General features: G+C 71.6%; 17 protein-coding genes and 1 pseudogene. 8 read left to right on the top strand and 10 right to left on the bottom strand.

Annotation, left to right across the window (positions count from 1 at the left end):
* Nucleotides 1-8: 8 nt before the first annotated feature.
* Entirely contained in the window at nucleotides 9-2,534 is a 2,526-nt protein-coding gene (locus DN051_RS29540; protein WP_199314705.1) for an ABC transporter ATP-binding protein/permease, read from the bottom strand.
* Between the two features lie 240 nt (nucleotides 2,535-2,774).
* Here DN051_RS29540 and DN051_RS29535 point away from each other — a divergent pair.
* Together DN051_RS29535 and serB are read left to right on the top strand one after the other, a co-directional pair.
* Nucleotides 2,775-4,568 (top strand): annotated as a pseudogene (locus DN051_RS29535) (streptophobe family protein); the annotation flags it as partial.
* Nucleotides 4,569-5,102: 534 nt separating this feature from the next.
* The gene (gene serB, locus DN051_RS29530; protein ID WP_053759622.1) at nucleotides 5,103-6,311 is read left to right on the top strand and encodes a phosphoserine phosphatase SerB; all 1,209 of its coding nucleotides are present in this window, start codon (nucleotides 5,103-5,105) and stop codon (nucleotides 6,309-6,311) included.
* Between the two features lie 157 nt (nucleotides 6,312-6,468).
* On the opposite strand, the gene DN051_RS29525 is transcribed toward serB, so the two are convergent.
* From DN051_RS29525 to DN051_RS29510, 4 genes are all read right to left on the bottom strand, one after another.
* The gene (locus DN051_RS29525; protein WP_053759621.1) at nucleotides 6,469-6,987 is read right to left on the bottom strand and encodes a SixA phosphatase family protein; all 519 of its coding nucleotides are present in this window, start codon (nucleotides 6,985-6,987) and stop codon (nucleotides 6,469-6,471) included.
* A gap of 65 nt (nucleotides 6,988-7,052) precedes the next feature.
* On the bottom strand, nucleotides 7,053-7,256 hold the full coding sequence (locus DN051_RS29520) for a hypothetical protein (RefSeq protein WP_053759620.1): 204 nt from the start codon (nucleotides 7,254-7,256) through the stop codon (nucleotides 7,053-7,055).
* Between the two features lie 272 nt (nucleotides 7,257-7,528).
* Entirely contained in the window at nucleotides 7,529-7,645 is a 117-nt protein-coding gene (locus DN051_RS47315) for an SGM_5486 family transporter-associated protein (protein WP_112439854.1), read from the bottom strand.
* A gap of 43 nt (nucleotides 7,646-7,688) precedes the next feature.
* Nucleotides 7,689-8,990 carry a CynX/NimT family MFS transporter gene (locus DN051_RS29510; protein WP_425471791.1) on the bottom strand — a complete coding sequence of 434 codons (1,302 nt, stop codon included), beginning with the start codon at nucleotides 8,988-8,990 and terminating at the stop codon, nucleotides 7,689-7,691.
* A 121-nt stretch (nucleotides 8,991-9,111) separates the two neighbouring features.
* Between DN051_RS29510 and DN051_RS29505 the strand changes: the two genes are divergently transcribed.
* Complete coding sequence (locus tag DN051_RS29505) at nucleotides 9,112-9,807, top strand: FadR/GntR family transcriptional regulator (protein ID WP_053759618.1); 696 nt, start codon at nucleotides 9,112-9,114, stop codon at nucleotides 9,805-9,807.
* Here the strand turns inward: DN051_RS29505 and DN051_RS29500 are convergent.
* The 3 genes from DN051_RS29500 to fabG all read right to left on the bottom strand — a co-directional run bounded on the left by DN051_RS29500 (nucleotide 9,782) and on the right by fabG (nucleotide 11,782).
* Nucleotides 9,782-10,132, bottom strand: a complete 351-nt coding sequence (locus tag DN051_RS29500; RefSeq protein WP_053759617.1) for a hypothetical protein — start codon at nucleotides 10,130-10,132, stop codon at nucleotides 9,782-9,784. The two genes, DN051_RS29505 and DN051_RS29500, sit on opposite strands and share 26 nt — an antisense overlap.
* Nucleotides 10,133-10,304: 172 nt before the next feature.
* Nucleotides 10,305-11,072, bottom strand: coding sequence for an enoyl-ACP reductase FabI (gene fabI, locus DN051_RS29495; protein ID WP_112439849.1), 768 nt, complete (start codon nucleotides 11,070-11,072; stop codon nucleotides 10,305-10,307).
* 5 nt (nucleotides 11,073-11,077) lie between these two features.
* Nucleotides 11,078-11,782: a 3-oxoacyl-[acyl-carrier-protein] reductase gene (gene fabG / locus DN051_RS29490; protein WP_053759615.1), complete on the bottom strand. Its 705-nt coding sequence runs from the start codon at nucleotides 11,780-11,782 to the stop codon at nucleotides 11,078-11,080.
* A 239-nt stretch (nucleotides 11,783-12,021) separates the two neighbouring features.
* Here fabG and DN051_RS29485 point away from each other — a divergent pair, with 239 nt between their 5' ends.
* From DN051_RS29485 to tyrS, 3 genes are read left to right on the top strand one after another with little or no spacing between them, the layout of a single operon-like run.
* The gene (locus DN051_RS29485) at nucleotides 12,022-13,545 is read left to right on the top strand and encodes a TldD/PmbA family protein (RefSeq protein ID WP_053759614.1); all 1,524 of its coding nucleotides are present in this window, start codon (nucleotides 12,022-12,024) and stop codon (nucleotides 13,543-13,545) included.
* Nucleotides 13,542-14,936 (top strand): metallopeptidase TldD-related protein, encoded by a 1,395-nt coding sequence (locus DN051_RS29480; protein WP_112439847.1) that lies wholly within the window; start codon nucleotides 13,542-13,544, stop codon nucleotides 14,934-14,936. The genes DN051_RS29485 and DN051_RS29480 overlap by 4 nt, the downstream gene beginning before the upstream one ends.
* Before the next feature lie 57 nt (nucleotides 14,937-14,993).
* Nucleotides 14,994-16,262 (top strand): tyrosine--tRNA ligase, encoded by a 1,269-nt coding sequence (gene tyrS, locus DN051_RS29475; RefSeq protein WP_053759612.1) that lies wholly within the window; start codon nucleotides 14,994-14,996, stop codon nucleotides 16,260-16,262.
* Between the two features lie 111 nt (nucleotides 16,263-16,373).
* Here tyrS and DN051_RS29470 read toward each other — a convergent pair whose 3' ends face one another.
* Nucleotides 16,374-16,649: a GlsB/YeaQ/YmgE family stress response membrane protein gene (locus DN051_RS29470; RefSeq protein WP_053759611.1), complete on the bottom strand. Its 276-nt coding sequence runs from the start codon at nucleotides 16,647-16,649 to the stop codon at nucleotides 16,374-16,376.
* Nucleotides 16,650-16,893: 244 nt separating this feature from the next.
* Between DN051_RS29470 and DN051_RS29465 the strand changes: the two genes are divergently transcribed.
* Both DN051_RS29465 and DN051_RS29460 read left to right on the top strand, forming a co-directional pair.
* Nucleotides 16,894-17,277, top strand: a complete 384-nt coding sequence (locus DN051_RS29465; protein ID WP_112439845.1) for a DUF3099 domain-containing protein — start codon at nucleotides 16,894-16,896, stop codon at nucleotides 17,275-17,277.
* A 183-nt stretch (nucleotides 17,278-17,460) separates the two neighbouring features.
* A complete protein-coding gene (locus tag DN051_RS29460) occupies nucleotides 17,461-17,676 on the top strand; it encodes a hypothetical protein (RefSeq protein ID WP_079000990.1) in 216 nt (71 codons plus the stop codon).
* A 27-nt stretch (nucleotides 17,677-17,703) separates the two neighbouring features.
* Here the strand turns inward: DN051_RS29460 and moaA are convergent, their stop codons facing one another.
* Entirely contained in the window at nucleotides 17,704-18,693 is a 990-nt protein-coding gene (gene moaA, locus DN051_RS29455; protein WP_112439843.1) for a GTP 3',8-cyclase MoaA, read from the bottom strand.

Raw genomic sequence — 18,693 nt, 5'->3', positions numbered from 1 at the left:
GGGCACGACTACTTGCGCATGACCTCGGGCTCGTGGCGGCGCAGGAAGCGGGCGACGAAGAACCCGCAGATCACACCGAGGGCGAGCAGCGCGGCCATGTCCATGCCCCAGGCGCCGACGGTGTGCTCCCACAGCGGGTCGTTGTTCCCGGCCTCCTCGGGCGGGCTGATCCTGTTGAAGTCCAGCGTGGCCCCGGCGGCCCCCACCGCCCAGCGGGACGGCATCAGGTACGAGAACTGGTTGACGCCGACCGCGCCGTTCAGGGCGAACAGACAGCCGGTGAAGACGACCTGGATGATCGCGAACATCACCAGCAGCGGCATCGTCTTCTCGGCGGTCTTCACCAGCGCGGAGATGATCAGGCCGAACATCATCGAGGTGAAGCCCAGCGCCATGATCGGCAGGGACAGCTCCACCAGCGTCAGCCCGCCGAGGACCAGGCCCTCCTCGGGGATCTCCCGGCTGGAGAAGCCGATGACACCGACCAGCAGACCCTGGAACACGGTGATCATGCCGAGCACGAACACCTTGGACATCAGGTACGCGGAGCGTGACAGGCCGGTCGCGCGCTCCCGCTCGTAGATCACCCGTTCCTTGATCAGCTCACGGACCGAGTTCGCCGCACCGGCGAAGCACGCGCCGACCGCGAGGATCAGCAGCACGGTGGTGGCCGTGCCGTTCGGGACGATCCGGCCGGTCTGCGGGTTGACCGGGTTGGGCAGCAGGCCCTTGTCGGCGTCGATCAGCAGGCTCACCGCGCCGAGCACGGCCGGCAGGATCACCATCAGGGCGAGGAAGCCCTTGTCGGAGACGATCACCGAGGTGTAGCGGCGCACCAGCGTGACCCACTGCGACATCCAGCCCTGCGGCTTGGGCGGCTTCATCGCCTGCATCGCCGGAACCTGTACGGACTGCGGGGCGACGGCGTCGATGTCCGCGGCGTACATCTGGTAGTGCTGCGAGCCCTTCCAGCGGCCCGCCCAGTCGTAGTCGCGGTAGTTCTCGAAGGCGGAGAAGACATCGGCCCAGGTGTCGTAGCCGAAGAAGTTCAGCGCCTCCTCGGGCGGGCCGAAGTAGGCCACCGAACCGCCCGGTGCCATCACCAGGAGCTTGTCGCACAGTGCCAGCTCGGCCACCGAGTGCGTGACGACGAGGACCGTGCGGCCGTCGTCGGCGAGACCGCGCAGCAGCTGCATGACGTCGCGGTCCATACCCGGGTCGAGACCGGAGGTCGGCTCGTCCAGGAAGATCAGCGAGGGCTTGGTGAGCAGCTCCAGGGCGACCGAGACACGCTTGCGCTGGCCGCCGGACAGGGACGTGACCTTCTTGTCCTTGTGGATGTCGAGCTTCAGCTCGCGCAGCACCTCGTCGATGCGGGCCTCGCGCTCCTGCGCCGTGGTGTCGGCGGGGAAACGGAGCTTGGCCGCGTACTTGAGGGCCTTCTTGACGGTCAGCTCCTTGTGCAGGATGTCGTCCTGCGGGACCAGACCGATGCGCTGGCGCAGCTCGGCGAACTGCTTGTAGAGGTTCCGGTTGTCGTACAGGACCTCGCCCTCGTTGGCGGGCCGGTAGCCGGTGAGCGCCTTGAGCAGGGTCGACTTGCCGGATCCGGAGGGGCCGATGACCGCGATCAGCGACTTCTCCGGGACGCCGAAGGAGACGTCCTTGAGGATCTGCTTGCCGCCGTCGACCGTGACGGTCAGATGGCGGGCGGAGAAGGACACCTCGCCGGTGTCGACGAACTCCTCCAGCCGGTCGCCGACGATCCGGAACGTCGAGTGTCCGACGCCGACGATGTCGGTCGGGCCGAGGAGTTGGGAGCCGCCCTTGGCGATCGGCTGACCGTTGACGTACGTGCCGTTGTGCGAGCCGAGGTCGCGGATCTCCATGCGACCGTCGGGCGTCGAGTGGAACTCGGCGTGGTTGCGGGAGACCTGGAGGTCGGAGACGACCAGGTCGTTCTCCAGGGCGCGGCCGATGCGCATGACGCGGCCCAGCGAGAACTGGTGGAACGTGGTCGGGCTGCGGTCCCCGTACACCGGCGGCGCCCCCGCGCCTCCACCGGGCATGTTCGGCGTCTGGCCCCCGGACGCGCCCTGCTGCTGCGGGATCGACTGGGCGGGCTGCTGCCAGCCGGCCTGCGGGGCCTGCGGCTGCGGCGCCTGCTGCGACCAGCCGGGGTTCGCGCCCTGAGCGGCGTACGGCTGCTGCCGGGGCTGCGACTGGGGCGCGGCGGCCGCCGCGTCTCCGGACAGGCTCAGCTTCGGCCCGTCGGTCGCGTTGCCCAGGTTGAGCGACGAACCGGGGCCGATCTCCAGCTGATGGATCCGCTGCCCCTGTACGAACGTGCCGTTGGTGCTGCCGTGGTCTTCGATGACCCAACTGCGGCCGTTGAAGCTGACCGTGGCGTGGCGCCAGGAGACCCTGGCGTCGTCGTACACGATGTCGCCCTGCGGATCGCGTCCGAGTGTGTATGCCCTGGACGGGTCGAGCGTCCAGGTTCGTCCATTGGTTTGCAGTACGAGTTCCGGCACTCCATGCCCCACTGAGTTGTCCCCCGAGTTACCCCCGTCGCAGGGAGTCTAGGGATGTCGAACATCGGGGGGAACTATTTCAGGAGCGGCCCCCTGACCGAAAGTCGGGCCTTGTGAAGACCGCGTCCGGACATAACGGCTCGTGCCGTTGACGGGGTTGAAACCGGCCCGGAGAGTGGTAATCCCACGCGAGGGGGACAAGCGCGGGGACACACCGCGCCGCGGATCGGGGGGTCTGCCATGAGAGTCGAGAACTCGCGGTACGGCAGGAGGCTGCCGTGGGCGGACATCCTGCTGTCCGCCGTCGCCTCCGTGAGCTGGGCGTTGATCGCGATGGCGGGGACGGCGGCGCTCGGCCTGCATCTGCTGGAAGCGGACTCGGCCGCTTCGCTCGGACCGATGACCGCGGCCGTCGTGGCGCTCGCGGCGGGCGGTTCGGTCACGCCGTCGGGCGATGTGTCCGCGTTCGGACTGAAAGGCGCGGAGGCCACCACGGCCATAGAGATCACGCCACTCGGGGTGAGCCTCGTCGGTGCGCTCTTTTTGTCCTGGTTCTTCCTGCGGTCCCTGCGTACGGCGGGAGTTGTCGTCGCACCGGCCGAACTCCTCGCGCGCGCCGGTGCGGTGACGGCCCTGTTCGTGGCGACGCTCGGCGGGCTGGCCTGGGCCGGGCACGACGTCATCACGATCGACGGCGGCTCGCTGGGCCTGGACGACCTGCCCGGCGGTTCGGGCTCCGGCGGTCTGGAGATCCCCGGACTCGGTGACGTCGGGGACATCGGCGGACTGCTGCCGGACCGGGTGGGCGACCTGATCGACGCGGAGGCGGCGGTCGGCTTCTCCGTGGACACGCCGGCCACGCTGCTCGGCGGTCTGGTGTGGTCGGCGGGTGTGCTGCTGATCGCCCTGCTGGCCTCGCGCCGCACTCCCCTGCCGCTCGGCTGGGACGCCGTGCACCGGGTCGTACGGCCCGCCGTCTCGGCGCTCGTCGCGGTGCTGCTGGTCGCGGTGGCGGCGGGACTCGCGGCGGCGGGGTACGCGGCCGTGGGCGACGACCATCCGAAGCGGATCGCGGGAGCCGCGCTGCTCGGCGCGCCGAACGGCGTGTGGCTGGGGATCCCGCTCGGCCTGTTCGTGCCGTGGGACGGGGAGGCGTCCGGCGCGCTGACCCGTTTCCTGCCCGATCCGCTGGACGACCTGCTCGTCGACACCGACCAGCCCGTCACACTCGGCCGGCTCGCCGAACTGGACGGACGGGTGTGGCTGCTCGCCGTGGCGGCGGCCCTGGCGATGCTGCTGGCGGGGGTGCTGCAGGCGGTCCGGACGCCGGTACGGGAACCCGGCGCCCTCGGCTTCGCCGGGCGGTGTGCGCTGCGCCTGGGCCTGGTGACCGCGGTGGCGCTGCCACTGCTCGCGTGGCTGACGGAGGTGTCGCTGGACGCGTCGCTGTCGGTGCTGGGGTTCGACGCGTTCGGGGCGGGCCTCGAACTGAGCGGCCGGTCGGAGACGGCGCTGCTGCTCGGCGCCCTGTGGGGGGCCGGCGCGGGTGCGGCCGGCGCGCTGCTGGCCCTCGCGACCGGCGCCGCGGGGCGGCGGGCGGCGCCGTTGGCACTCGGTGACGTGGGGACCGGGACCGGCGGTCCGGGCGGGACCGGCGCCGCGGGACCGTATGTGCCCGGCGCTCCGTACCGGCCGCCGAACCCCGACACCAATCCGTACCTGCGCGTGCCGGAGGAACTGCGCGAGAGCGGGGGGACGTGGCCGCCGCCCGGCGCGGCGCCGGGCTCCGAAGCCCCGCGGGCCTCCGGCACCGGGTGGCCGGGGGCAGGGCCGTCCGGCGCGGCGGGGCCGTCCGGCGCGGCGGGGCCGTCGGAGGGGTTGCGGGCGCCCGCCCCGGAGTGGCCGCCGCCGGGGACACCGCGGCCCGGTCGCGCGCCCCGCCCCGACGGAGCACGGCCGGCGGACCCGGAGTGGCCGCCGCCGGCGGGCCGGCCCTCGGGCGCCGCGCGGCCCCCCGGGGACGCGCCACCGCCCGAGGACGTGCGACCGCCGCGCCCTCACCGGCCGTCGGACGCCACGCCCGCACCCGACCACGCCCATCGACCACCCGGGGACACGGGACCGCCCCACCCCCGTCGACCGCCCGACACCACGCCGCCGCCCCCCGCCCACCGGCCGCCCGCGGGGACACTGCCCTACGGCGCCGGGCAGCCCGCGGGGACACTGCCGTACGGCACCGGGCAGCCGTCCGAGGGAGGCGGGACGCCCGGCGACGTGCCGGACCGGTCCGAGCCGGTGGACGACGTGTACGGGGCGCCCACGGTCGTCCGGCCCGTGGAGCCGCCACCCCGACGGCCGAAGGACCCCCCACCTCCGGAGGAGGGGCCGCCGCCACCGGGGAGGCCCCGGGGGCGCTGACCAGCCCGGCGCGGTCGGGTCCCGCCGTCGTGTTGCCGCGGTGTCGGTCTCCGGACACCGGAGCGACACCCGGTGTCACCCACTGTTCGGTGTCCGCTGAGCGGACCTCGGGGGCGTGGGGCACTGCGTGCCGGTTACGGTGGGAACACCATGAGCGCTTCGCAGACCTCTGACGTCCCCACACTCCTCGTCAAGATCTTCGGCAAGGACAGGCCGGGCATCACGGCCGGCCTCTTCGACACCCTCGCCGCCTTCTCCGTCGACGTGGTCGACATCGAGCAGGTCGTCACGCGGGGCCGGATGGTGCTGTGCGTGCTGGTGACCGAGCCGCCCCGCGGGCTGGAGGGCGACCTGCGGGCGACCGTCCACAACTGGGCGGACTCGATGAAGATGCAGGCGGAGGTCATCTCCGGCCTGGGCGACAACCGGCCCCGCGGCCTCGGCCGCTCCCTGGTCACGGTCCTGGGGCACCCGCTGACCGCCGAGGCGACGGCCGCGATCGCCGGCCGGATCACCGGGACCGGCGGCAACATCGACCGTATCTTCCGGCTCGCCAAGTACCCCGTGACCGCGGTCGAGTTCGCGGTGTCCGGTGTGGAGACCGAACCGCTGCGCACCGCGCTGGTGACGGACGCGGCGGCGCTCGGTGTCGACGTCGCGGTCGTCGCGGCGGGCCTGCACCGGCGCGCTCAGCGCCTGGTCGTCATGGACGTGGACTCGACGCTGATCCAGGACGAGGTGATCGAGCTGTTCGCCGCGCACGCCGGCTGCGAGGCGGAGGTCGCCGAGGTCACGGCCGCCGCGATGCGCGGTGAGCTCGACTTCGAGCAGTCCCTGCACGCGCGTGTGGCGCTGCTGAAGGGGCTCGACGCCTCCGTGGTGGACAAGGTGCGCGCCGAGGTCCGGCTGACCCCGGGCGCGCGCACGCTGATCCGTACGCTGAAACGGCTCGGCTACCAAGTGGGCGTCGTCTCGGGCGGGTTCACCCAGGTCACCGACGACCTCAAGGAGCGGCTCGGTCTCGACTTCGCGCAGGCCAACACGCTGGAGATCGTCGACGGCAGGCTCACCGGCCGGGTCACCGGCGAGATCGTCGACCGGGCGGGCAAGGCACGGCTGCTGCGCAGGTTCGCCGCGGAGGCGGGCGTACCGCTGGCACAGACGGTGGCGATCGGTGACGGCGCCAACGACCTGGACATGCTGAACGCGGCCGGGCTGGGGGTCGCCTTCAATGCCAAGCCGGTGGTGCGCGAGGCGGCGCACACGGCCGTGAACGTGCCGTTCCTCGACACGGTCCTGTATCTGCTGGGCGTCACCCGTGAAGAGGTCGAGGCGGCGGACGCGCACGAGGAAAGCTGACCGGCGCTATCGGTCCCTGCCGACCGGCGCCGTCGGTCCCTGCCGACCGGCGTCCCACGGACCTGTGGCCTGTGACCGGGACTGCCCGGCACCGCGCGGGTGCCGGGCCCCGTCGTGTGCGGGTCGGACGGGTGGGCGCCGGGTGCCGCTCAGCCGCTCAGTCGGAGGGCGTCCAGTAGTCGCTCAGGGTGGCCACGCCCGGTTCCAGCGTCTTCCAGGAGCCGGTGAAGGTCAGCACCGCGTAGGCGGCGGCCGGGAAGCCGCGACGGCTCAGGTGCTCCCGGGGCTCCTGCTCGGCGGAGCCCGCCAGGACCTCGGCCAGTCCCTGCACGCCGGGGTTGTGGCCGATGAGGAGGACGTTCTGCGCGTCGTCGGGGATCTCGTTCAGCACGGCGATCAGCTCACCGGGCGAGGCCTCGTAGATCCGCTCCTCGTAGACGGTTTTCGGCCGGTGCGAGAACTCGTGGACGGCGATCTTCCAGGTCTCGCGCGTCCGGGTCGCGGTGGAGCAGAGGGCCAGGTCGAAGGGGATGCCGGTGTCGGCCAGCTTGAGTCCGGCGACGGCGGCGTCCGTCCGGCCCCGCTCGGCGAGCGGCCGCTCGTGATCGTTCACCTGTGGCCAGTCGGCTTTCGCATGCCGGAAGAGGACAATCCTGCGGGGTTCAGCGACGCTCATGAGTCCCAGCTTCGCATGAAACAGGCCATGGGGCGCAGGTAGTTGACGGGCGCCTCCAGCCGTGCTCAGCGGGTCATGAGCTGCTGGGCGCGTTCGACGAGGTGGGTGATCGCGGGCTGGTCCGTCGTCGCGTGGGCGTCGGACGGGTTCAGCATCAGCGTCAGCAGGGCGACGAAGGCGATCACGGGGAGGGCGAGCGCCCACCACGGCAGCCGGATCTCGACGCGGCCCGTGGTGACCGGGGGCCGGGTGTGCGTGCGGGCCGACATGATGCCTCCGTGGGGCCGTCCTCGGATGGGGCGTGGCCCGCTTCCCGCGGCCACGATTCGAAGCTACGGAAGTAGGAGCCGCCAACCCATCCGGTGATCCACCCACTTGACCCTGACCCTTACCCCCTAGGGGATGGTGGGGCCAGCACCACCATGGGCGGCCTGGACCGGCCCCGGAGAGGGCCTGCGCCGGACGGAACCCCGTCTCACGGCACCGGCACCCGCCACGGCGCCTGCGCAGGAACCCCCCAGGGGTACCCGCGCACACTCCGTCACGGCGCGGCGACCGCCGCGATGACGCCGATGATCACGAAAATGGCGACGAACGAGCCGAAGACGAAGAGCATCTTCTTCTGGCCGTTCGGGGGGTTGGGTTCGAGCACTGGCATGCGGCAAGTGTCCCATCCGGCGCCCGTCCGCGTTCCGCCGGGGTCAGCGGGCCGCCGCCTCCTCCTCGACCGTGCGGTTGCGGCCGGCCAGGACGCCCACCGCCATCTGGGGGATCATGAGGGCGGCCATCAGGGCGATCGGCAGCCCCCAGCCGCCGCTGTGCTGGTACAGGACGCCCACCAGGAGCGGACCCGGGATGGAGATCAGATAGCCGGTGCTCTGCGCGAAGGCCGACAGCTGGGCCACGCCGGCACCCGTCCTCGCCCGCATCCCGACCATGGTGAGCGCCAGCGGAAAGGCGCAGTTCGAGACGCCGAGCAGCAGGGCCCAGAGCCACGCGCCGGCGGCCGGCGCGAAGTACAGACCCGCGTATCCGGCCAGACCGCACGCGCCCAGGGCGAGCGCGATCGGCCCCTGGTGGGGCAGCCGGGTGGCGAGCCGGGGGATCACGAAGGCGAGCGGTACGCCCATCACCATCGTGACGGCCAGGAGCAGGCCCGCCGTGCTCGCGGCGACGCCCGCGTCGCGGAAGATCTGTGCCATCCAGCCCATGGTGATGTAGGCGGCGGTGGCCTGGAGACCGAAGAAGACGGCGAGGGCCCAGGCGGTGCGGCTGCGGGTGATGCGCAGCGCGGGCGCCTCGTCACGCGCGTGCCGCTGCCGCCCGTCCGACCGGTCGGACGGGCCGGACCGGTCGGACCGGCCGGAGGGCGCCGCTCCCCGGTCCCGGACCAGCGGGATCCACGGCAGTACGGCTGCCGCCGCCAGGGCCGCCCAGGCCGCCAGCCCGTACTGCCAACTGCCGTCCAGTGCCTCGGTCATGGGTACGGTCACCGCGGCCGCCGCGGACGTGCCGAGGGCGAGCGCCATGGAGTACAGGCCGGTCATGGAGCCGACCCGGTCCGGGAACCAGCGCTTGACGATCACCGGCATCAGGACGTTGCTGACCGCGATGCCCATCAGGGCGAGTGCGCTGCCGGCCAGGAATCCGACCGTACCGCCCGCGTACGGCCGGATCAGCAGGCCCGTCGCGATGGCCGCCATCCCGGCGCAGACCACGGCGCCGGGGCCGAAGCGGCGGGCCAGGCGCGGCGCCATGACGCCGAAGACGGCGAAGCACAGCGGTGGCACGGAGGTGAGCAGACCGGCGACGCTGCCGCTCATGCCGAGCCCGTCGCGGACCTCCTCCAGGAGCGCGCCGAGGCTGGTGATGGCGGGGCGGAGGTTCAGGGCGGACAGCACGATGCCGAGGATCACCAGTCGCGTGGTCCACGCGCGTGCGGGCGACGTCTCACGCAGGGTCCGGCCGGCCTGCTCCGGCGGACCGGGTATGTCGGGCTGCATCGTCGTCCGGCTCTCCGTCCGGGTTTCCTCGCTCACCATGAGGCCCATCATAGAATCATGGGATGATTGGCTGTCCAACCCTCCGCGGGCCGCTGCCGCCCCTGCCGTGCGAAGGTGTGCCATGCCCCTGAGCCATCCGCGCCGTTCGGCCCTGTCCGAGCAGGTCATCGCCGAGCTGCGCAACCAGATCACCTCGGGCGAGTGGCCGGTCGGCTCCCGTATCCCGACCGAGCCCGAGCTCGTCGAGCAGCTCGGCGTCGCCCGCAACACGGTCCGTGAGGCCGTCCGGGCGCTGGCGCACAACGGTCTGCTGGACATCCGCCAGGGCTCCGGCACCTATGTCGTGGCGACCAGCGAGCTGGCCGGGGTGATGCACCGCCGTTTCGCGGGCGCCGACCCGCGGCACATCGCCGAACTGCGGTCGACGCTGGAGTCGGCCGCCGCCAAGCTCGCCGCCGAACGGCGCACCGAGAAGGACCTCAAGCACCTGGACGCGCTGCTGCGCCGCCGTGAGGAGGCCTGGGAGTCCGGTGACGCGGAAGCGTTCGTGGCGGCGGACGCGACCTTCCACCTGGCGGTGGTCGCCGCCTCGCACAACGACGTGATGACCGCGATGTACGCGGACCTGGGCGAGGTGCTGCGGGACTGGCTGCGCGAGGACATCGGGCACGAGCTGACGCCGGAGACGTACATGGACCACGCCCGGCTGCTGGACGCGATCCGCGCGGGCGACACGGCGACGGCAGCGCGGGAGGCGGCCGGCTATCCGTTCATGTGCCGTCCCGGCCGGCTCAGCTCCCCCGGTTCTGGTGACTGACCCAGGCCGAGCCGATCTCCTTCCAGCAGCGGCCGGAGAGCCGGACGCTCGTCGCGGGCCCGGCGTCCACGGGGACGCTGTCGGTGTCCAGGTCCCACCAGCGGACGCACTCGATGTGCAGTTGGACCCGGTCGGTCTCCACATACGGATTGTGGCAGTGGGCGACCACATGGGAGCCCTGGACACTGGTCCGGCACTCGGCGCCGAACGGCGCGGCGGCCGAGTCCTCGGACGGTACGCGCGCGTGCGTCGTCACGCCGAACGACAGGGAGAGCGCGAGAGCCAGGGCGACGGTCAGCGGGGCCGGGCTGCGGTACAGGCGCACAAGGGGGACCTCCTCGGCCGTGCTGGGGAGGGACGTGCGGTGAGTGTGTAATCCAGACTGCCCAGTCGTCCCCCGCCCCGCCCGGCCTGCTGGGCCGAACGGGGGACACGCCGAGGCCCGCACCCGGGTGGGTGCGGGCCCTCGGCGGTGACGCGGACGTCCGTGCCGGCGCTCAGGCGCCGATGGCGTGCAGTCCTCCGTCGACGTGGACGATCTCGCCCGTGGTCTTCGGGAACCAGTCGCTCAGCAGGGCGACGACTCCGCGGCCGGCCGGCTCCGGGTCCTTCAGGTCCCACTCCAGCGGGGAGCGGCTGTCCCACACGGAGGCCAGCTCGTTGAAGCCCGGGATGGACTTGGCGGCCATGGAGCCGATCGGGCCCGCCGAGACGAGGTTGCAGCGGATGTTCTGCTTGCCCAGGTCACGGGCCATGTAGCGGCTGGTCGCCTCCAGGGCGGCCTTGGCGGGGCCCATCCAGTCGTACTGCGGCCAGGCGAACTGCGCGTCGAAGGTGAGGCCGACGACGGAGCCGCCGTTCTGCATCAGCGGCAGGCAGGCCATGGTCAGCGACTTCAGGGAGTACGCGGAGACGTGCATGGCCGTGGCGACCGACTCGAACGGCGTGTTGAGGAAGTTGCCGCCGAGCGCGTCCTGCGGGGCGAAGCCGATGGAGTGCACGACGCCGTCCAGGCTGCCCAGCTCCTCGCCGACGACGTCGGCCAGCCGCCCGAGGTGCTCCTCGTTGGTCACGTCGAGCTCGATGACCTTGGTGGGCTTCGGAAGCTTCTTCGCGATGCGCTCGGTCAGGGTGGGCCGCGGGAACGCGGTCAGGATGATCTCGGCGCCCTGCTCCTGGGCCAGCTTCGCGGTGTGGAAGGCGATGGAGGACTCCATCAGCACACCGGTGATCAGGACGCGCTTGCCCTCGAGAATTCCGCTCATGGTGATCAGTGACCCATTCCCAGTCCGCCGTCTACGGGGATGACGGCTCCAGTGATGTACGAGGCGTCGTCCGAGGCGAGGAACCGCACCGCGGCGGCGATCTCCTCGGGCTGCGCGTAGCGGCGCAGCGGCACCTGCGCCACGTACTCGGCGCGCTGCTCGTCGGACAGCACCCGGGTCATGTCGGTGTCGACGAAACCGGGCGCTACGACGTTGAAAGTGATGTTGCGCGAGCCCAGCTCACGGGCCAGGGAGCGCGCGAAGCCGACCAGGCCGGCCTTCGAGGCGGCGTAGTTCGCCTGCCCCGCCGAGCCGAGCAGCCCGACCACCGAAGAGATCAGCACGACGCGGCCCTTCTTGGCGCGCAGCATGCCGCGGTTGGCGCGCTTGACCACCCGGTAGGTGCCGGTGAGGTTGGTGTCGATGACCGAGGTGAAGTCGTCCTCGGACATCCGCATCAGGAGCTGGTCCCGGGTGACACCCGCGTTGGCGACGAGCACCTCCACGTTGCCGTGCTCGGCCTCGATCTCCTTGTAGGCCTGCTCCACCTGTTCGGGGTCGGTGATGTCGCACTTGACGGCCAGGAAGCCGGCCGGCGGCTCACCCGAGCGGTATGTGATCGCGACTTTGTCGCCGGCGTCGGCGAATGCGCGGGCGATGGCGAGGCCGATGCCCCGGTTGCCTCCGGTGACGAGAACCGAGCGGCTCAACGGATCACCCTTTCGATAGCGGTCTGACACCCGCCCGGACACCTGGATGACAGGCGGCTTCGTACGAAAACCTATCGGGCCGCCCGCTCTCCGGGACATTCGATCACCGACAGTGGCTCAGGGGACTCACTGTCGGTTCCCTACAGAAAGGTCCGTGCGCCGAACGCGAACGTGTGGTCCGCGACACCGTCCGCGCGACATGATCGGACCCGACAGGCGACGACAGCAGGGAGACCTCGATGCCACATACCATCGACGCGGCCTTCACGGCGCTGCCCCTACGCGCCCTGGCCGACGCGGCGCTGGCACGCGCGCGTGCGCTGGGGGCGGACCACGCGGACTTCCGGCTGGAGCGGGTGCGCAGCGCGTCCTGGCGGCTGCGGGACGGCAGGCCGTCGGGGTCGTCGGACACCACCGACCTCGGGTACGCGGTGCGGGTGGTGCACGGCGGTACCTGGGGGTTCGCGTCCGGCGTGGACCTCACCATGGACGCGGCGGCCCGGGTCGCCGCGCAGGCCGTGGCGATGGCGAAGCTGTCCGCCCAGGTGATCAAGGCCGCCGGGTCGTCGGAGCGGGTGGAGCTGGCCGCCGAGCCGGTGCACACCGAGAAGACCTGGATCTCGGCGTACGAGATCGATCCCTTCACCGTCCCCGACGAGGAGAAGTCGGCGCTGCTGGGCGAGTGGAGCGCGCGGCTGCTGGCGGCGGACGGGGTGGACCACGTCGACGCCTCGCTGCTCACCGTGCACGAGAACAAGTTCTACGCCGACACGGCCGGGACCGTGACCACGCAGCAGCGGGTGCGGCTGCACCCGCAGCTGACCGCCGTGTCGGTCGACGAGTCGACCGGCGAGTTCGACTCGATGCGCACCGTCGCGCCCCCCGTGGGACGCGGCTGGGAGTACCTCACCGGCACCGGCTGGGACTGGGACGCCGAGCTCGCGCGGCTGCCCGAGCTGCTCGCCGAGAAGATGCGCGCGCCGAGTGTCGAACCGGGCCTGTACGACCTCGTCGTCGACCCGTCCAACCTGTGGCTGACCATCCACGAGTCCATCGGGCACGCCACGGAACTGGACCGGGCGCTCGGCTACGAGGCCGCCTACGCCGGCACCTCGTTCGCCACCTTCGACCAGCTCGGCAAGCTGCGCTACGGCTCGGAGCTGATGAACGTCACCGGCGACCGCACCGCCGAGCACGGACTGGCGACCGTCGGCTACGACGACGAGGGCGTCGAGGCGCAGTCCTGGGACCTGGTGAGGGACGGGACGCTCGTCGGCTACCAACTGGACCGCCGTATCGCGCGGCTGACCGGCTTCGACCGGTCCAACGGGTGCGCCTTCGCCGACTCCCCCGCGCATGTGCCCGTGCAGCGCATGGCCAACGTGTCCTTGCAGCCCGATCCCGCCGGGATGTCGACGGAGGACCTGATCGGCGGGGTGGAGCGCGGCATCTACGTGGTCGGCGACCGGTCGTGGTCGATCGACATGCAGCGCTACAACTTCCAGTTCACCGGGCAGCGCTTCTTCCGGATCGAGAACGGCCGGCTGGCCGGTCAGCTGCGGGACGTCGCCTACCAGGCGACCACCACCGACTTCTGGGGGTCCATGGCGGCCGTCGGCGGTCCGCAGACCTATGTCCTGGGCGGCGCCTTCAACTGCGGCAAGGCCCAGCCGGGCCAGGTCGCGGCCGTGTCGCACGGCTGCCCGTCCGCCCTCTTCCGGAGCGTCAACATTCTGAACACCACGCAGGAGGCGGGCCGATGAGCGCTGCTGTGAACAAGCCGCACGAGATCGTCGAGCGCGCCCTCGAACTGTCCCGGGCCGACGGCTGCGTCGTGATCGCGGACGAGCACTCGACCGCCAATCTGCGCTGGGCGGGCAACGCGCTGACCACGAACGGTGTCACGCGCGGGCGCACCCTGACCGTCATCGCGACCGTCGACGGCACGGAGGGAACGGCCTCCGGAGTGGTCTCGCGGTCCGCGGTGACCGTGGACGAGCTGGAGCCGCTGGTGCGGGCCGCGGAGGCCGCCGCGCGCGGGGCGGGGCCCGCCGAGGACGCGCAGCCGCTGGTCACGGGCGTGCCGGAGTCGCCGGACTTCACCGACGCGCCCGCCCAGACGTCGTCCGCGGTCTTCGCCGACTTCGCGCCGGCGCTGGGCGAGTCCTTCGCCCAGGCCCGGGCGGGCGGCCGCGAGCTGTACGGCTTCGCCAACCACGAGCTGACCTCCAGCTATCTGGGCACGTCGGCGGGGCTGCGGCTGCGCCACGACCAGCCCAACGGCACGCTGGAGCTGAACGCCAAGTCGCCGGACCGTACGCGTTCGGCGTGGGCGGGCCGGTCGACGCGGGACTTCAAGGACGTCGACCCGGCGGCGCTGGACGCGGAACTGGCCGTACGCCTCGGCTGGGCCGAGCGGCGGATCGACCTGCCCGCCGGGCGGTACGAGACGCTGCTGCCGCCGACCGCCGTGGCGGATCTGCTGATCTACCAGATGTGGTCGGCGTCGGGCCGGGACGCCGCCGAGGGCCGGACGGTGTTCTCCAAGCCGGGCGGCGGCACGCGCGTCGGGGAGCGGCTGAGCGAGCTGCCGCTGACACTGCGCAGCAGCCCCGGCGAGCCGGGGCTGGAGGCGGCGCCGTTCATGCTGGCGCACTCCTCGGGCGGCGACTCGTCGGTGTTCGACAACGGGCTGCCGCTGACGTCCACCGAATGGGTCGCCGAGGGCGTGCTGAAGCACCTGATCACCAGCCGGCACAGCGCGGGGGTGACCGGGCTGCCGACGGCGCCGGTGATCGACAATCTGATCCTGGAGGGAGGCGGGGAGCGCTCCCTCGAGGAGATGGTCGCGAGCACCGAGCGCGGGCTGCTGCTGACCTGCCTGTGGTACATCCGCGAGGTCGACCCGGCGACGCTGCTGCTCACGGGCCTGACCCGGGACGGTGTCTACCTCGTGGAGAACGGTGAGGTCATCGGCGAGGTCAACAACTTCCGGTTCAACGAGTCGCCGGTCGGTCTGCTGGGCCGCGCGACGGAGGCCGGACGGACGGAGAAGACGCTGCCGCGGGAGTGGAGCGACTGGTTCACCAGGGCCGCGATGCCGCCGCTGCGCGTGCCCGATTTCAATATGAGCTCTGTCAGCCGGGGCGTATAACCTCGTAGGCGGTGGTCACCCGACTGCCCGAAGATCATCCGAGGAGACAAGAGAACCGTGACGGACATCGTCGACGAGCTCAAGTGGCGGGGGCTGTTCGCCCTCTCCACCGACGAGGAAGCACTGCGCAAGGCGCTCGCGGACGGTCCCGTCACGTTCTATTGCGGCTTCGACCCGACCGCGCCGTCACTGCACGTGGGGCACCTGGTGCAGGTGCTCACCGTGCGCCGGCTCCAGCAGGCCGGCCACCGGCCGCTGGCGCTGGTGGGCGGCGCCACGGGCCTCATCGGCGACCCGCGCCCCACGGCGGAGCGCACGCTGAACGACCCGGAGACGGTCGCCGGCTGGGTGGAGAAGCTGCGCGGCCAGATCGAGCCGTTCCTGTCCTTCGAGGGCGAGAACGCGGCCGTCATGGTCAACAACCTCGACTGGACGCAGAACCTGTCCGCGATCGAGTTCCTGCGTGACATCGGCAAGCACTTCCGCGTCAACAAGATGCTGACGAAGGACTCGGTCGCGCGCCGCCTGGAGTCCTCCGAGGGCATCAGCTACACGGAGTTCAGCTACCAGATCCTCCAGGGCATGGACTTCCTCCAGCTGTACCGCCGGTACGGCTGCACCCTCCAGCAGGGCGGCAGCGACCAGTGGGGCAACCTCACCGCCGGGCTGGACCTGATCCACCGGCTGGAGCCGGACGCCGCGGCGCACGCGATCGCGACGCCGCTGATGACGAAGGCCGACGGCACCAAGTTCGGCAAGACCGAGGGCGGCGCCGTCTGGCTCGACCCGGAGATGACGACGCCGTACGCGTTCTACCAGTTCTGGCTGAACGTGGACGACCGGGACATCTCGGGGTACATGCGCATCCTGTCCTTCAAGTCCCGTGACGAGCTGGAGGAGCTGGAGAAGCAGACGCAGGAGCGTCCGCAGGCGCGGGCCGCGCAGCGCGCGCTCGCCGAGGAGCTGACGACGCTGGTGCACGGCGCCGACCAGACGGCCGCCGTGATCGCCGCGTCCAAGGCCCTCTTCGGCCAGGGCGAGCTGACCGCGCTGGACGACCGGACGCTCGCCGCCGCCCTGTCCGAGGTGCCGCACATCCAGGTCACCGAGCTGGGCCCCGTGGTGGACCTGTTCGCCGGGGTGGGCCTGGTGGCCAGCAAGTCGGCCGCGCGCCGCACGGTGAAGGAGGGCGGCGCCTACGTGAACAACGTGAAGGTCCTCTCCGAGGACGCGGTCCCCGCCAAGGAGGACCTGCTGCACGGGCGCTGGCTGGTGCTGCGCCGCGGCAAGAAGAACCTGGCGGCGGTCGAGGTCACCCGGGCCTGAGCGGGCGCGCACGGCGAAGGGGGCGGCCCGCACGCATCAGGGGCCGCCCCCTTCGCCGTACCCGGGCCCGCGCCGTCGTCCGCGGCCGGGGCCCGTCCGCGGGCAGGTGCGCTACGCCCTTCGCCTGCCGCGGCGCAGCGACATGTAGGCCATGTCGCCGAAGAAGACGATGATCACCGCGGCGATCAGCTGGAACGCGTGGCGGCTCCAGTCGATGCCGGGCGTCTCGGCCACGCCGAGTCCCTGGGCGATGGCGTTGCCGGCGATCGCTCCGAGGATGCCGAAGATCGTGGTCAGCCAGAGGGGGCTGTGCTGCTTGCCCGGAATGATCGCCTTGGCGATCAGGCCCAGCACGAATCCGACGATGATGGCCCACAACCAGCCCATGGCTGCCTCCTCGCACCGCTCGACAGGAGCAATACGCCAAGTCTCGGGCCGCCGGTCGTACGGCGCACGTCGGGTGGCCCCGTACGCGCTACGGCGGACGCCGTTCGCGCAGGCAGGGGGTGCCCCGGTCTCGTACGCGGCGCAGGCGCGGCGTAACGTGGACGGTGTCCGGCAACGGTCTGCGGCCGGATGCGGATCCAGGGCGGTCCGGAGAGTGTCGCTCGCGGGCGGATGGTGGAATGTGATGCGGAAGCATGGTGACGGCCGGAGCGCCCAGGTGTTCCGGATCACCGGCGCCCGGCGGGGCCTCCAGGAGGACGTGCGCGGCCGGCAGCGCCGGTACGTCATCTCGATGTCGTTCCGCACCCTCGCGGTGATCCTGGCGGCCGTGCTCTGGAACGTCGAGCAGCACGTCGCGATCGTGGCACTGGTCCTCGGCGCGATCCTCCCCTACATCTCCGTGGTGATCGCGAACGCCGGCCGGGAGAACGTACCCGATCTGCCGACGACGTTCGTGTCCGTGCAGCCACCGCCGATGATCGCGCCGCCGCGGGCCGGGAACGGCGACTTCTCGGAATCCGTCCCGGAAGACGTCGTGGGTGATCCGGCGCGAGGACGCCCTGAATAAGGGCGCGTCGGAAGCTCAGGAAAAGCTCAGATCAATCATGTTGTTCCGGTGCCCGGCAACCGGTTACCCGTGACATACTTCGTAAGCGCTCCGCATCCCCCGTCGGAGCGACGGACCGACGCCGGGCAGCTCCCCCCGTGGCTGCTCGGCGTCGCCTTTTCTGCGCAGTGGTGAGACGAACCCGTGAGTGACGAGACACCCATCTGTTCCGCGAAGGGCTGCCGTACCGACGCCGTGTGGGTACTGGCGTGGAACAATCCGAAGATTCACACGCCGGAACGGCGCAAGACCTGGCTCGCCTGCGAAGAACACCGGGAACACCTTTCTCAGTTCCTCGGTGTCCGGGGCTTTTTGAAGGATGTCGTTCTTCTTCGGGAGTGGCAGAAGTCCGCGAGTTGAGGCCGTTCGGTCCGCAAGCCGCAGCGCTCAGCCGCCTATCGCCGACATCGGCCGGTCCGGCTGGACGAACGCCGGATCGTCGAGGCCCGCGCCCGCCTTCTTGCCCCACATCGCCAGGCGCCAGATACGGGCGATCTCCTCGTCCGGCGCGCCGGAGCGCAGGGCGGCCCGCAGATCGGTCTCCTCGCGGGCGAACAGGCAGGTGCGCACCTGGCCGTCGGCCGTGAGCCGGGTGCGGTCGCAGGCGGAGCAGAAGGGGCGGGTGACGGAGGCGATCACGCCGACGCGGTGCGGGCCGCCGTCGACCAGCCAGCGTTCGGCCGGGGCCGAGCCGCGCGCGTCGTCGCCCTCGGCCGTCAGCTCGAAGCGGGTGCGCAGCGAGGCCAGGAGGTCGCCCGCCGTGATCATGCCGTCGCGCTTCCAGCCGTGCTGGGCGTCCAGCGGCATCTGCTCGATGAAGCGCAGCTCGTAGTCGTGCTCGACGGCCCAGGCGAGCAGGTCGGGGGCCTCGTCGTCGTTGAGGCCGGGCATCAGCACCGAGTTGACCTTGACCGGGGTCAGGCCCGCCTCGCGCGCCGCGTGCAGTCCCTCGATGACGTCCTTGTGGCGGTCGCGCCGGGTGAGGGTCTTGAAGACGTCGGGGCGGAGGGTGTCCAGCGAGACGTTGACCCTGTCCAGACCCGCCGCCTTCAGCGCGGCCGCCGTGCGCCTGAGTCCGATGCCGTTGGTGGTGAGGGACGTCTGTGGGCGCGGCCGGAGGGCCGCGACGCGCTCGACGATCCCGACCAGCCCTGGGCGCAGCAGGGGCTCGCCGCCGGTGAAGCGGACTTCCCTGATACCGAGGGACGTGACCGCGATGTCGATGAGCCGGACGATCTCGTCGTCCGTGAGGAGGTCGGGTTTGGCGAGCCACTGCAGACCCTCCTCGGGCATGCAGTACGTGCAGCGCAGGTTGCAGCGGTCGGTGAGCGAGACCCTCAGGTCGGTGGCGATCCGGCCATAGGTGTCGATGAGCAC

Source organism: Streptomyces cadmiisoli, assembly GCF_003261055.1.
Classification (GTDB): domain Bacteria; phylum Actinomycetota; class Actinomycetes; order Streptomycetales; family Streptomycetaceae; genus Streptomyces; species Streptomyces cadmiisoli.
This window is presented reverse-complemented; position numbering and strand designations above follow the sequence as displayed.